This window comes from Methylocaldum marinum (genome assembly GCF_003584645.1).
Taxonomy (GTDB): domain Bacteria; phylum Pseudomonadota; class Gammaproteobacteria; order Methylococcales; family Methylococcaceae; genus Methylocaldum; species Methylocaldum marinum.
This window is the reverse complement of sequence record NZ_AP017928.1, coordinates 3208239-3221438: the sequence shown is the minus strand read 5'-3', so window position 1 is coordinate 3221438 and position 13200 is coordinate 3208239. Positions and strand designations below refer to the sequence as shown.

14 protein-coding genes are annotated in these 13200 nt (G+C 57.2%); 4 read left to right on the top strand and 10 right to left on the bottom strand.

Annotated elements, in window-relative coordinates:
• Positions 1-71: 71 nt before the first annotated feature.
• From sS8_RS14215 to sS8_RS14170, 10 genes are all read right to left on the bottom strand, one after another.
• On the bottom strand, positions 72-3437 hold the full coding sequence (locus sS8_RS14215) for an NAD-glutamate dehydrogenase domain-containing protein (RefSeq protein WP_145986540.1): 3366 nt from the start codon (positions 3435-3437) through the stop codon (positions 72-74).
• A gap of 88 nt (positions 3438-3525) precedes the next feature.
• A complete protein-coding gene (locus tag sS8_RS14210; RefSeq protein WP_119630192.1) occupies positions 3526-3957 on the bottom strand; it encodes an ATP-binding protein in 432 nt (143 codons plus the stop codon).
• A 13-nt stretch (positions 3958-3970) separates the two neighbouring features.
• Positions 3971-4306, bottom strand: a complete 336-nt coding sequence (locus sS8_RS14205; protein ID WP_119630191.1) for an STAS domain-containing protein — start codon at positions 4304-4306, stop codon at positions 3971-3973.
• A gap of 268 nt (positions 4307-4574) precedes the next feature.
• The gene (locus sS8_RS14200; RefSeq protein WP_119630190.1) at positions 4575-4985 is read right to left on the bottom strand and encodes a gamma-glutamylcyclotransferase family protein; all 411 of its coding nucleotides are present in this window, start codon (positions 4983-4985) and stop codon (positions 4575-4577) included.
• Positions 4986-5055: 70 nt separating this feature from the next.
• Complete coding sequence (locus sS8_RS14195; protein WP_145986539.1) at positions 5056-5493, bottom strand: hypothetical protein; 438 nt, start codon at positions 5491-5493, stop codon at positions 5056-5058.
• A gap of 172 nt (positions 5494-5665) precedes the next feature.
• Positions 5666-6094 carry a hypothetical protein gene (locus sS8_RS14190; protein ID WP_145986538.1) on the bottom strand — a complete coding sequence of 143 codons (429 nt, stop codon included), beginning with the start codon at positions 6092-6094 and terminating at the stop codon, positions 5666-5668.
• Positions 6095-6112: 18 nt separating this feature from the next.
• On the bottom strand, positions 6113-6859 hold the full coding sequence (locus sS8_RS14185; RefSeq protein WP_119630187.1) for an NlpC/P60 family protein: 747 nt from the start codon (positions 6857-6859) through the stop codon (positions 6113-6115).
• Positions 6860-7461: 602 nt separating this feature from the next.
• On the bottom strand, positions 7462-7944 hold the full coding sequence (locus tag sS8_RS14180; RefSeq protein WP_269461464.1) for a redoxin domain-containing protein: 483 nt from the start codon (positions 7942-7944) through the stop codon (positions 7462-7464).
• A gap of 41 nt (positions 7945-7985) precedes the next feature.
• Entirely contained in the window at positions 7986-9089 is a 1104-nt protein-coding gene (locus sS8_RS14175; RefSeq protein WP_145986537.1) for a sialidase family protein, read from the bottom strand.
• A 373-nt stretch (positions 9090-9462) separates the two neighbouring features.
• The gene (locus sS8_RS14170; RefSeq protein WP_119630184.1) at positions 9463-9852 is read right to left on the bottom strand and encodes a response regulator; all 390 of its coding nucleotides are present in this window, start codon (positions 9850-9852) and stop codon (positions 9463-9465) included.
• 270 nt (positions 9853-10122) lie between these two features.
• Here sS8_RS14170 and sS8_RS14165 point away from each other — a divergent pair, with 270 nt between their 5' ends.
• From sS8_RS14165 to sS8_RS14150, 4 genes are all read left to right on the top strand, one after another.
• Positions 10123-11277: an NAD(P)/FAD-dependent oxidoreductase gene (locus sS8_RS14165; protein ID WP_119630183.1), complete on the top strand. Its 1155-nt coding sequence runs from the start codon at positions 10123-10125 to the stop codon at positions 11275-11277.
• 193 nt (positions 11278-11470) lie between these two features.
• Positions 11471-11941 (top strand): SRPBCC family protein, encoded by a 471-nt coding sequence (locus sS8_RS14160; protein ID WP_197716523.1) that lies wholly within the window; start codon positions 11471-11473, stop codon positions 11939-11941.
• An 81-nt stretch (positions 11942-12022) separates the two neighbouring features.
• Positions 12023-12484, top strand: coding sequence for a PAS domain-containing protein (locus sS8_RS14155; RefSeq protein WP_119630182.1), 462 nt, complete (start codon positions 12023-12025; stop codon positions 12482-12484).
• A gap of 159 nt (positions 12485-12643) precedes the next feature.
• A complete protein-coding gene (locus tag sS8_RS14150; RefSeq protein ID WP_119630181.1) occupies positions 12644-13099 on the top strand; it encodes a type II toxin-antitoxin system RatA family toxin in 456 nt (151 codons plus the stop codon).
• Positions 13100-13200: the final 101 nt, after the last annotated feature.

Here is a 13200-nt window from a genome sequence, read left to right as displayed (position 1 = left end):
ACCCTCGATGGGTTTCGCTTCGCTTCGCTCTACCCATCCTCGATGAATGTTCACTTGAATGCTGAATGGAATCAGCGGCTGGAGTCTTCGCAGGCTTCCCGCAAGGCGTCCAGTGCCGTGACCAGTGCGGTGAACGGAATCAATGAAGCTTCCGTGGACTCGCTGAGTTCCCGGGCGAACCGGCGCAGTTTGGCCAGTCGCTGTTGCAGACGCTGTCCGGCGAAGAATGCGGCCGGGTCGCTCAGGCCGGCCCGCAGCATGGACAGGCTGAAACGGGTCGGGCCGGATTTCAGGCGTTCCAGTAATACGGTTTGGACCCGGCGTTCCCATCGGTTGCGGGGTTTTATGTTCTCGAGCCGGGGAATCAGCCGTCTCAGATCCAGAAAATCGGCAATCGCATCGTTCAGCTCCGCAACTTTCGACAGCGGCTCGCCGGTTCGTGTGGCCAGGTCGACCAGGGGCGGAAAGTCGTGCAATCGTTCCATGAGCGCCATGAGATGCGCTTCGTCCACGGTGAAACCCAAAGCTTCCGAATCGGCGATACGCTGCTCGTAATCCGGAAGTTCACTTGCCGTGAAGGTTTTCGCCAGATAATCGAGATGTTGCGCCAGGTCCTTGCGCCATCGTGCTACCGTTTCAGGATTCGGATAGAGTGCCTCGCCCTTTTGGAGCGACCATAGGCAGAAAGCGTTCAGCAGGTTTTCCGAGCGCAGCAACAGTTCGATCTGCCTGGAAGCCGCGATACGGCCGTCCAGGGCGCAAATCTTACGGCGCAGGGTACGACCGCCGATGACCTGGTCGAACAGAAAATACGCTCTGACGGCCAGATCGAGAAAAGCGGGCTCCAGTTCGTCCACCCAAACCAGGAAGCTTGCCCCGGCCTGGTTGATGATCGTATTGCAGACCACGGTCGCGGTAATTTCTTTGGCGAGCGAATGTTCCGCAATCGCTTCCGCGAAACGTTCCCGCACCGCCGCCGGAAAATAATCCGCCAGGCTGTCGGAAGTCCAGGATGCGGACAGAAACTCGGGCTTGTCGAAAAGCGCCCGCTTCAAGGCCAGTTTGGCATAAGCCATCAGTATTGCGAGTTCGGGACGGGTCAAGGCTTGCTGGGGGCGTGCCGCGATGTCCTTGCGGGAAGGAAACGACTCCACCGCCGGGTCGAGCAATCCCGAGTTGATCAATCGCGCCGCAGCTTCGAGGAACGGTTCCACGTCCTGTAGACAGCGCTGCTGGTCCAGGGAGAGGCAAAGACTCTGCCCATAGTTGTTGGCGAGAACCGAACGGCAGACATCGTCCCTGATTTCCGCAAGCCATCGATCGCGTTCCTCCCGGTCTGCGATCAATCCTTTGTGCTCCAGCAGATTCATGAGGATCTTGAGATTGACCTCGTGATCGGACAGATCCACGCCGCCCGAGTTGTTGACCGCGTCGGTATCGATGCGCCCTCCGTTCATCGCGTATTCGACCCGGGCGAGTTGGGTGAAGCCGAGGTTGGCGCCTTCGCCGACCACTTTCGCCTTGATCTGGTTGGCGTCGATGCGGGTGCTGTCGTTGAGCTTGTCGCCGACCTCCTCGTTGGTTTCCGTGCTGGCCTTGACGTAAGTTCCGATGCCGCCGAGCCAGAGCAGATCGACCGGAGCCGTCAGCAGCAGGCGGATCAGTTCTTCGCCGTCGACCGCGGCATGGTGCACCCCCAGCCACTCGCGGACGTCCCGGCTCAGCGGAATGTCCTTGGCATCGCGCCGGAACACGCCGCCGCCGGGCGAAATCAGGCTGCGATCGTAGTGGTCCCATGTGGAGTAGGGCAGGTCGAAGAGACGTTTCCGTTCCCGATACGACGTCGCCGGATCGGGGTTCGGGTCGAGAAAGATATGGCTGGCGCTGAACGCGGCGCGCAGTCGGATCTTGTCGGACAGCAGCATGCCGTTGCCGAAGACATCGCCGTCCATGCTGCCGATGCCGATTGCCGTGAACGGCTGGGTTTCGATGTTCTGTCCCAATTCGAGGAAATGCCGTTTCACGCATTCCCAGGCGCCGCGGGCGGTGATGCCGATCTGCTTGTGATGATAGCCGTGCGAGCCGCCGCTGGCGAAGGCGTCTCCGAGCCAGAAGCCGTACTCCGAGGCGATCGCGTTGGCGCGGTCCGACAACCGTGCCGTTCCTTTGTCCGCGGCGACCACCAGGTAGGGATCGGCATCGTCGTGGGTTACGACACCGAATGGACCGGTTACGGTGGTGCCTTCCAAATTGTCGGTCAAATCCAGCATTCCCCTTATCAAGGTGGAATAGGCTTCCTGGACCAGCCGCTCGCGTTCGGCCGGATCGCGAGCAGTCTGTTTGACGACGAAACCGCCCTTGGCGCCCTGTGGAACGATCAGGGAGTTCTTGATCATCTGCGTCTGCATCAGGTCGAGGATTTCGCTGCGGAAATCGTCGGGCCGGTCCGACCAGCGGATGCCGCCGCGAGCTACCTTGGCTCCGCGCAGGTGTATGCCTTCCATCAGTGCCGAATGGACATAGATTTCGAACAACGGCCGCGGCGCCGGCGTGTTGATGACTCCGAGGCTGCTGATCTTGAGGGCGAGGAAATGATCCGGCTGATCCGGTCTTTGGTAGAAATTGGTCCGCAGCGTGGCGTCGATGAGGTTGAACAGATCGCGGAGAATGCGGTCTTCGTTCGAGTCTTCCACCTCGTTCAGCGCCGAACCCAGCTCCATGCGAATCGGCAGCATGGCTTCGTCCTCGCGCCGGCCGAGATCGATCCAGCGTCCGTCGGGTTTGAAGCGGCTTTCGAAGTAATGAAAAAGCAGCAAGGCCGTCTTCGGATTGTTGAGCAGCGCCTGATGAAAGCGGAAACGGCCGAAACGGCTGCCGAGCTGGAAATAGTAGTTCCGGTAGGCACGGAACACGTCGATTTCCCGCCAGGATAGCCCGGTCAGCAGCAGCAGACCGTTCAGCGCGTCCTTGTCCGCTCGTGCCGTCAAAAGTGCCATGAAGGCGTCGAGCAACGGCTCTTTTACGGGCATCAGGGAATCGAGGCCGTCGATGGCGGGTTTGATCGAGAAACTGCGGATGCAGACGCGCTGCGCTGCAATTTCGACTTTGAACTGGACTTGATCGACGACCCGCAGGTTCAAGTCCTGGAGGATGGGAATGATTTCGTCCAGGCTTCGCTCGCGCAGTCCATAAAGCTGAAGACGATGGAACGGATCGCCGAGCTGCCCGTCCGGCTCCCACAGATCGACGGCCTCGTGGCCGCTGCGGATGACCGTTTCTACCTTGAACGCGTCGCGAGTTGCCAGTTGCGGCGGAACCAGGGCGCGGTATTCGGCGGAGAAGGCCTGTTCGTAGGGAAACGTGGGGGCGATTGTGTGATATTCCCGAGCGGCCTGGTCGAGAAAGGTTTTGAAGCTGCGTTCCCAAGGCATAGTCATTTTCTCCCGCCGAATCGCAATGCCGACGCCGGTTCTCGGCAAGGATGGTTGGAATTTCGCTGCAGCCGAGTTCGGTTGCCTGTGCGGTTCAGGCCAGCTTTTTGTACATCTCCAGTACGTTGCCGTTGTCCGCCTTCCGGTAGCTGACCCAGTCCATGAACGTGCGCATAAAAAAAATGCCCCGGCCGCGCTCGTTCAGGGCATCGAGATTAGGCGGAGGCACCGCGTTCAAATCGAAACCCTGTCCGTGATCGTATACGAAAATCCGGAGATCCTTGTCCCGTATGCGCATACATACCCGCACGGTTTTATCGGCGTCCCCGGCCGCCGCATGCTGAATCGCGTTGACCATCGCTTCCGTCAAAACTAGATTGAGATGATAGGCAAGCGCATCGCGGTCGCCGGTGTAGACATCCAAAGTCTTGGCCACCTGTTCGGCGATATTGCCGATCAAACTCAGGTACCGAGTTTGGTTCGGAACCACAATTTCGACGTTGATGATGTCGGTCTCGCCGCCCATCGAAATCTCCTGGCTAGTTGCTGTCCGGTACCTCTCCAAGGCTGGGATAGATATCGAACACCCGGTGCAGACGGGTAAGCTCGAACATGGATTGCACACGCGGCTGCAGTCCCGCCAATACGAAGCTGCCGGAACGCAAGGTAGCGTTTTTGTAACCGGACAGCAAGGCGCCCAAGCCTGAGCTGTCGATGAAACGGACGCCCGACAAATCGATGACCAAGCGTGTGTGACCGTCTTCCAGAAGCTTGAGGATGTAATCCTTCAGCTCGCCGGAGTTGTGCGCATCGAGGCGCTCCTCCTTCAGGCCGAGAATGGTCTTGCCGTTACGATTTTCGGTTGAGATATTCATCGTTTGGCTCCAACATCCGCTGGTTTCTAATTTCTATAAGACAGTTTGCACGAGGAATAATAGCGTGGAAATCATCGGCAAAGACATAGGCGCAAGGTTTTTGCGTAAGGTTTTGGTGCCGAACTGCCGACGCGGCGATGGATGTGTGTTTCAGCGCTTGTAATTCTGGGCCTTTCGGCGATTGCGAGTCGTATCGAAAGCGGATTTCCAGCGGCGTGACGTACTCACATTCTTGTCGGGCAGGCAGGGCCGGCGTGAAACCTTCGATTTATTCATTTAGACGGCGACAACGCGTCAAAAATTCACTGAGCCGGGTTTGTTTGAACTGCTCCAGGTCCCAGCTCCGGTCGAGGAGCAGCCGGTAATGCGCGGGCGGAACGACATAAACTTCAGCATCGGTTTGAACCCCGTCTAGGGTGGCCACGGTCAGGGTTTCCCGCCGGTAATAGTCGTCTTCGAATGCGTCCAGATCTTTGATCGCTCTTGCCGATAGTGCCTCGTAAAGCAGCCCGTCGGTAAAGCTGCCCGGCTCCTTGCGGAGCCCCGGATAAACCCGGTTGCGAATGCGATAGCGGGCGTAATGCGGTAACCGGGCGGGCTGCGACGGGAAAATGCCGCCGGTAACGGCCCGCATCACCTCCGGAAGCTGGAGGGTACCGTAGGCGAAAAGTTTGAACATGGCGGCAGTCGTGCGTTGTGTAGAGACCGGAAGTCTGGACGGCGATGGTTCTCACCCGGGCGACCGGCACTCACTCTTCCAGGTAAGCGCGCGTAAATAGCCAGCGGCCTCGAACCCGCTCGAATACGAATTGCTCGAAGCGCATCCGGCTCTCGGTCGAGACGTCCTTCGGCGCAATCTCGGTCTTATCTTCGATGAATTCGATCATGGATTTCTCAATGCTTACGTTGCCGGAGGGAACAGAAATCCGTTGTACCATCAGCCGCTCGTAGATGGCGAGAAATCCCTTGCGGTTGTAATCCTTGCCGGGATCGCCGTAATACACTCCACGCACCTCGAACGGAAACCGGGTCATGGTGGCGACTTTGTTCTTATCGTAGGCCAGTACGGCCTGCCGGAACCGGGTCCAGAATGCCTGGAGTTCCGGGTCCGGTACTTCGGCCGCGCATGCGCCGGAAATCGAGGAGATCAACAGGATAAGCGGTAATAAAAGCCTTAATGCGTGCATGCTGTGTTCCTTTCGCCGTACCGCGGACGGTTTCGGCTGCTGCAAGACGGCCCGGGCGAGATTCCGACTGAAAACCGGCGTTTCTTGGGTCGGTCCGGCGGAGGCGATCGACGGCACCCTTCTCATCCGGATGACCATGCGCCGGCAAGGTTCTCGCCCGGGAGACCGGGATTCACTCTTCCAGGTAAGCGCGGGTAAACCGCCAGCGGCCTCGAACCCGTTCGAATACGAAGTCCTCGAAGCGCATCTGGTTCTCGGTCAAGACGTCCTTCGGCGGGATTTCGGGGTTCTCTTCGATGAGTTCGATCATGGACTTCGAAATAAACTGGTTGCCGGAGAGAATATCGGTGCGCTGTACCATCAGCCGCTCGTAGATGTCGAAAAATCCCTTGCGGTTGTAATGCTTGACGGGAGAGCTATCAACCACTCCACGCACCTCGAACGGAAATTGGGTCATGGCGGCGACTTTGTTCTTATTGCGGGCCAGCACGGCTTGCCGAAACTGAGTCCAGAATGCTTGGAGTTCCGGGTCCGGTACTTCGGCCGCGCATGCGCCGGAAATCAACAGGATCAGCGGTAATAAAAGCCTTAACACGAGCATACTGTATTCCTTTCACCGTCACTGCTTGGGCCATCGATAGCCTTTGAGGTGCCAGGATGACTTTGGAAAGGACGAAGTCTTCACCATCGCCTTTTGATTACCGCCCAGCAACTTATAGTGGCTGCCGGTGTCCTGCAGCAAAAATCCGACATGATTGCCCGATCGAGATAAACGGGTATTGACCATGCGAGGGTTATGGATGACGGTAATGGCGCCGGGGCGGGGGCCAACCGGTTGTCCTCCCTTCCATGTCAGCCAACTGGCGGCGCCCGCGGAATTGGTTCCGGTAATGCCGGCTTGCCGTAGACACCAATTGACGAATGCCGAACACCATGCGGTCTCATCCGATTGCGCTCGCAACGTGGTCGTGGCGTGGTAATCCAGAATGCGCGGATTGTACGCTCTGCCGGCAACTGCCTTCTGTCCGATCTCTTTCCCGGCGACCGCCATCCACGGCGCATCCGGGTAGTGGCCCGGAATGGCTGCGGGCATCGGCGTGACGAGACCCTTTTCCAATGCTGCCCAAGTGCGCGGTCCGACGATTCCGTCAATACCGAGGCCGACGGACACTTGGTACTCACGGACAACCGCTTCCGTAAGAGCACCGAAATCACCGTCCGGCCGCAATCTAGGGATAGGCTTCAGGCGGGTATTCAACAGTTCCTGCAACCGCTGTACTTCGGGCCCGCGGTCGCCGCGCCGTAATGTCATTGCCATAGTCAACTCCTGTTTTTGTTGTGGGAACACGTTTGCCAATCCGGACATCCAAACTTCGTTGGCAGGGCAGGGGGCATCTCGCTAACGAAGCTGTGGACAGATCCTTTTCCATACGTCGCCGATCCGTTGCGGAATCTTTGAGGCGGGTTCGGTCACCGATCAGAAGCGGCTCTGTCCCTGTGGTACGCTGCTGCGGAAGTATAGTAGATTGTGCCTTATGTGCTAGCCGGTAAACGGATGGTTCTTGACGGCGGCGCTGCGGGACTCGAAACCGGAAGCAGGGTACCGACCGCGGTCGAAGAAGCCCGATAGACGGTACAGCCGGTTGCTTCGGTGTGGGCTGAATTTATGAAGACCGGTGCGCCGAAAACTCGTGAGCATGCGGCGGAATCCGGGAGTACCTGATTCCGCCGGAGCTGGCTGTCATTTGAAGCCAGAGCATTTTCATATTTACCGTACGGGAGCTCGCGAGTCTCGGAAATCCTTTTCCGACATAAAGCGGCGATCAACCGTCTGTGTCGGCAAAGGATTGCCGACCTACGAATACCTGGGTCGATTTACCCTGGCCGACAGCGCCAATGACTCCCGGTAAAGCGGGCCGTCGCGGCAACGGCCAAAAACATAAGGGATTCGTTGTCCCTTATGTCCTCTCAGGGTTTGACCGCCGCGACCCAGGCATCGATATGCTCGGTCGTTATGGCACCACTGACCGGCAGGCGGTTGTGACCCGCATCGTAGAAATAACTGCGGGGTAGTTCGCCGTACCAGGAGGGGTCCACTTCGTAGCGCAGTCGCTGTGCGTTTGACTCGTCGAAGATCCACGATTCGACCTGGCCAAGTTTGTGTTTTTCCAGCACCTCGGCCACCTCGCCGGAAAATTCGGCCTCGTCGGTGGAAACCATGACCAGGTCCAGTTTCGGATGCTTTTTCATCGAGGCCGAAAGGGCATCCAGGTCTTTCATGCAACTCGTGCAATCCAGGGACCAGAACATGAGCATGAAAGGTTTTCCCTGTCGAGCTTTCAAAATTTCGTTGAGAGTGCCGGCTTTGAACGGCTGCGTTTGATTTTCGGCGTATAACGGAGCTGAACACAGCGTCAGGAGCAGGCAAAGCGGAGCAAATATTTTCTTCATATCGATACACATAGGAGTCGGAAGGGATGAGAGCGAATCGATCAATCGATGCGGATCAAGCGGTACCCCTTGTCTAGGCTATTCCACGACAGAAAGATCGCCTGGCCGTCGGTCAGGAGGAGCGGAAAATCGGCTTCGGAGTCCGATTCCGCCGCTGCTGTTGCAGCGGACCAGGTTGTTCCGCTGTCCCGGGACTGTTTGACCATGGCCTGATTTTTCCGGCCGTCGAACTCGTTCCAGGCGAGAACGACTCGATCGCTCGTGGCCAATACGGCCGGATGTCCCGGCAAGCGGTCGCGAACGCCCAAGGCCATGGGTTTGGAGAAGCTTCGCCCCTGATCGTCGGAATAGGCATAGAACACGCCTTGGCGCTTGCTTCCCTGGGTGAACCAAGCGAGGTGATAGCGTCCGTCCGGGCCGATGGAAAGCGCCGGTCCGTGAACGGGACAGGCCTCGATTTCCCAAGCGTCGTCGGTGACCCGCGTCGCCAGCCATTTTGCCTCTTGGTCCTTGGGCTTGAGCAGGCCATGATCGCGGACATTGCCGGTGTAAATGAAGCGGGTGACCAAAGCAGGACGTCCGTCGTTTTCGAAAGCGACGGCAAGACGGCAGCAACTACAGACATCGTCGGCGATTTTCTGATTGGATCGAACGGTTTTCCCCTGGGCATCCAGGACCGTGTGAAAGATGTCGTTGCCCCGGGCTTCGTCGGCGCCTTCGCGCTCATCGTGCCAGAACGCGTGCAACTCGCCTTTGGGACTCATCGCCAGTACCGCCTGAAACGAATTGGCGGTTCTCGCCGTGCTGCTCAAGGGTTCCGGCGGGCTGAAACGGCGGCCTTGATCTTCAGAGACGCTCAGGTAGGTGGTCCACGGTTGCAAGCCGAAGGCAGGGTAGGCGACATAAACGCGCCCGGCGGGGTCGACGGCAATCTGCGGACGGTACTCGCTTTGCGTCCGGATCGGCACGCGCTCCGGGTTGACCGCCACCGGAGAGCTGAAGGTCTTGCCGTAGTCGGTGGAAAAATCGACGTAGATCTGGTCGGTGGTCGGAACGATTCGCCAAAGCCGCCGGTCGGGACCGAAAGCAGACGAAACCGGAAGCTTTACCGCCATGTCGGTATAGCGTTCAAAGCCCCTCGGCATCGGCGCTGTTCCCGAATCGATCGACGCGCAGCCGGAAATGAAAGCCAAGGCCCAAATCCAGTAGCACAGTAAGGCCGTACGCTCGCGGATACGGAAAGCCCGGCTCTTTCGGTTCGCTTTTCGTGGGGGTTCGAGAAACATCGCCCTTGAAGTGGAACACCCGGTTCGCAATAGAGTTGTTCGATCAGAGCGTCAGGTTGATTCGACTGATGAGCGGTGATCCGGTTCCGCCTGGTAGCCGTTCAGGCCGGCCACGATGGGGCACCGACCGACAAGGCCGGGTTTCGGTTCTAGCCTGAGGAAGAAATATGAACGATTCATCCCGCGATTCCCCAAAATGTGTTATTCCACTGATGTCTGATAATACGCGGTGCTAGGTAAGCAAAGCGCCCAGTTCTTCCGGATCGACCGGCTTTACCAGGTGATGATTGAACCCCGCGGCTTTGGTGAGAGCTCGATCTTCGAGTTGGCCATAACCGGTGATGGCGATGATCAACGCTTCGCGCGTTTCCGGACGGTCACGCAGTCTGCGGGCTACTTCGTAGCCGTCCATGCCGGGAAGGCCGATATCCAGAAGAACGGCCTCAGGCCGAAAATCGGACGCCAACTCGAGGGCAGCCGGCCCGTCGAGGGCGGTTCTGACGTCATGGCCTTCAAGCTCCAACAACAAAGCCAAACTTTCGACGGCGTCCGTGTTGTCGTCGACCACCAGAATTCGCTTGGATTTTTCGTCTCGGCGATAGACGGTATCTTGGTCGGTCATAAATCAGTTCCTTATTGTCGTAGTTCGCGGATTCCGGATAACACAATACGATCTAACTGGATACTTTCATAGTTCGGGCGACGAATCTTCATGGACCTGGTTGCGGCGGGATCAGCGGTGCCGAACGAAGGGGAATCTTTATGGGGGCCGGCAAGTCTTACGAAAAGCGGGAATTTCCCCGGCAAAATGGCTGTAGCGTAGCGTTTCCAAAAATCAGTCCGTCGATTGTGGGGAATTCACAGAAGAAAAAACAGCAAAACGAGAACGGATATGTTTCTGCCATTTTATTTCCCCAGTAAGCAAGCACTCAAGCTAGTCATCATAGGCGGTGGCTATTCAGGTCTCTCGGCACTGATCACGATTCGCAAATACCGTCCCGATGCGGAGATCGTCCTCATCGATCGCCGGCCTTATCACCTTAAGATTACCCATCTTCACGAAAGTTTTCGCCGTCCGCTCGAGGATTTCAAACTGCCTTTCCAGGCCTTGGAGAAGCGTTTCAATTTTCGTCACATCATGGCGGACCTGACATTCGACGATACCGCCCTGAAACAGTGGCAGAGCGAGCGTGTCATTCCGGTCGGCCCGGAGGAGATCGGGTTCGATTACCTGCTGATCGCAACCGGTACCGGATTCAAAAAACTCGAAAAATCCGGCCGAGTCATCGATCTCGATGATTTCGTCGAAAAATCGGGTCCGGAAATTCTGCGGGAAAACCTGGCGGCAGCGGACACTCCCGAGCCTTGGATCAGCGTGGTCGGGAGCGGTGCGACGGGAATCCAGTACTTGTTCGAAATTGCCCATTTCGTACGCGAGCGCCGTATTCCCTGCCGGCTGCGCTTGGTGGATTCCGAGCATGGGGTGCTGAGCCAGTTCGATGCCAGATTGGGACAGTATGCGCAGGCTCGAATGGCAGATCTTGCAATCGAATATGTGCCCGGGTGTTTTTTTCGCGCTCAGGAGGCAAACCATGCCGTTATCGAAGCGGTGGAAACGGGCGACTTGTCTGAACTCGATTCGAATCTGACTCTGCTGTTCGTCGGCAAAAGCCCCGGCATTCGCTTGCATGCCAATTTTTTCGGTCAGGTGCTTGCGGACGGAGAGGTCTTGGACCGTATTTTCACTGCCGGCGACTGTTCGTATTACCGCTCCCTGGGCTCGAACGCGCTGACGGCACAGTCTGCCGTGCGCAAAGGCAAGTTGGCGGCGCGGAATATTCTCAGGCATTCGGGACTGGTCAAGGTGCTGGAGCCTTACCTTCACCACGACCTGGGCTATGTGATCAGCCTGGGGCCGCGGGACGCGGTGGGATGGCTGGCGCTGGAGCGTAATGTGGTGGGGGGATTCCCCGCAACGATCGTGAAGGAAATCGTTGAAGCGCAATACGATCTATTGCTTGCGGGAATCGATACCTACGTCCTGTAAGCGGCCGGGGTCGGTTGGAAATGCAGTCGAGTCCGGTTTTCGTCGGTCGGGGCGCTCTGTTTTTGGATCGCGGTATGGGAGCAGTCGGGAGGGCTCTCCGTTTCGGTGCCATTGTCATGGGGCGAGCAGATTAACCGGATAGACGGGATATCGGTGTGTACGGTAACGACGCCAGGAACTTCAGGAGGCGCAAATGATGTTTGGCTCAAGTCAGCCCGTTAAGGCCAAGGCGACCACGGTCATCAAGAAACCCGTAGACGAAGTTTTCCATTTCATAAGCGACGAGTTTTTCGCGAATTACCCGAAGTGGTCACCCGAAGTCGTCGAATTGAGGTGCTTGTCGGAAGGGCCGTTGCGTCTTGGCACCCTGGCGCGACAGGTTCGAGTCGATCATGGTCACCGGACCGAATCGACCTTCAGGGTAACCGATTATCAACCGAACAAGCGGCTTTGCTTCAGCGGGGTGTCCAGTCCCTACCGCTGTGTCTATGACTTCGAGCAAAAGACTATGCCGACTCCATCCACTCAGGTCGCGTTTACTTTCGAGCTGTCGGAACTCGAACTGTTCATGCGTCCTTTCGAAAAATTGATTCGAGTCGCCGTCCAGGATGGTGCCGAGCGGACGGTCAAGAATCTGAAAGGCCTGCTGGAAGGCCACGAATAAGCCAATGGGAACTTGGCGCGGTTTTTCGACAAACGATAAGCCGAAGCGAAAGATTGAAGTGAGAAATAGGAGGAACCGATTATGGCCTTCGTTGTGGATAAGGATCCGGGACTCATTCCCCAGGTGCTGGCCACGATTCTCGATGCGTGCGTCAATGGCGTAACTCTGGCCGACCCGGACCTGGAAGACATGCCCATCGTCTATGCGAATAAAGCATTTGAACAGATCACCGGATACAGCCGGCAAGAAATCCTTGGGCGAAACTGCCGGTTTTTACAGGGGAATGACAGAGATCAGGATGCTTGCGCCCAGATCAGGGAAGCCCTGGCGAACGCTCAACCGATCGAAGTGACGCTCCGCAATTATCGAAAGAACGGCGAGCTCTTTTATAATCATCTCGCACTCACGCCGCTCTTCGATCGAGATGGGAAGGTCATTTATTATCTCGGCATTCAGTATGATGTAACCAGCCAAGTCCGCGCCGAGGAAGAGATCAAGCGTCTGAGCGAAAGTTTGGAGAATGTTTCGAAGCTGACGAAATGAGGAGGCCGATGCCTCTGCCGCGTGACGAGTGCATGAGAGGCAGGCCGGTTGGGTTCAATACTGTTTTCCCGAAATGTCCGCGTACGGCCGAAGATGTGCGATGATCGCCTCGGCCGGCGCCGCTAACGCTGATATGAGAAATTTAAGGTTGGTTTTGATATGGCGGTAATCTGCACGAGTGTCTGCGTCAACTATACGCCCAAAGAAATGTACGATCTGGTAAACGATGTTCAATCCTATCCCAGTTACCTTCCTTTGTGCAGCAACGTGAAACTGCTTTCAAAAACGCCCAATGCGCTCAGGGCGACCATCACGCTGTCCAAAGGCAAGATCAAGTTTTCCTTCACCACGGAAAATTCCATGGAAGACAGCAAACATATCCGGATGAATCTGGTTGAAGGACCATTCAAGCACTTGCGTGGGCACTGGCGGTTCGAGCCGAGTGCGACCGGCGGTTGCGAGGCTACCTTCCGGCTCGACTTCGAGTTCGCCAATGCCCTGTTGGGAATGGCTTTTGGCGGTTTTTTCAAGGAAGTGACCGAGTCTTTTGTCGATGCTTTCTGCCGCCAGGCGGCCAAGAAGTACGGTGAGCGTTCTGCCGCCGGTACGGCCTAACGGGATTAAGGAGTATTTCGGGAGCGAGAAACTGTACCCGGTCCCGAGGTGTACGGCTTAGCGTGGGCTTACGTTGAGAAACGCCGGTTGGTTCTCTTAGC

Excerpts from the sequence above, each read along its gene's own strand:
- sS8_RS14215 (WP_145986540.1), bottom strand. The coding sequence starts at position 3,437 with ATGACTATGCCTTGGGAACGCAGCTTCAAAACCTTTCTCGACCAGGCC.
- sS8_RS14210 (WP_119630192.1), bottom strand. The coding sequence starts at position 3,957 with ATGGGCGGCGAGACCGACATCATCAACGTCGAAATTGTGGTTCCGAAC.
- sS8_RS14205 (WP_119630191.1), bottom strand. The coding sequence starts at position 4,306 with ATGAATATCTCAACCGAAAATCGTAACGGCAAGACCATTCTCGGCCTG.
- sS8_RS14200 (WP_119630190.1), bottom strand. The coding sequence starts at position 4,985 with ATGTTCAAACTTTTCGCCTACGGTACCCTCCAGCTTCCGGAGGTGATG.
- sS8_RS14195 (WP_145986539.1), bottom strand. The coding sequence starts at position 5,493 with ATGCACGCATTAAGGCTTTTATTACCGCTTATCCTGTTGATCTCCTCG.
- sS8_RS14190 (WP_145986538.1), bottom strand. The coding sequence starts at position 6,094 with ATGCTCGTGTTAAGGCTTTTATTACCGCTGATCCTGTTGATTTCCGGC.
- sS8_RS14185 (WP_119630187.1), bottom strand. The coding sequence starts at position 6,859 with ATGTCCGGATTGGCAAACGTGTTCCCACAACAAAAACAGGAGTTGACT.
- sS8_RS14180 (WP_269461464.1), bottom strand. The coding sequence starts at position 7,944 with ATGAAGAAAATATTTGCTCCGCTTTGCCTGCTCCTGACGCTGTGTTCA.
- sS8_RS14175 (WP_145986537.1), bottom strand. The coding sequence starts at position 9,089 with ATGCCGAGGGGCTTTGAACGCTATACCGACATGGCGGTAAAGCTTCCG.
- sS8_RS14170 (WP_119630184.1), bottom strand. The coding sequence starts at position 9,852 with ATGACCGACCAAGATACCGTCTATCGCCGAGACGAAAAATCCAAGCGA.
- sS8_RS14165 (WP_119630183.1), top strand. The coding sequence starts at position 10,123 with ATGTTTCTGCCATTTTATTTCCCCAGTAAGCAAGCACTCAAGCTAGTC.
- sS8_RS14160 (WP_197716523.1), top strand. The coding sequence starts at position 11,471 with ATGATGTTTGGCTCAAGTCAGCCCGTTAAGGCCAAGGCGACCACGGTC.
- sS8_RS14155 (WP_119630182.1), top strand. The coding sequence starts at position 12,023 with ATGGCCTTCGTTGTGGATAAGGATCCGGGACTCATTCCCCAGGTGCTG.
- sS8_RS14150 (WP_119630181.1), top strand. The coding sequence starts at position 12,644 with ATGGCGGTAATCTGCACGAGTGTCTGCGTCAACTATACGCCCAAAGAA.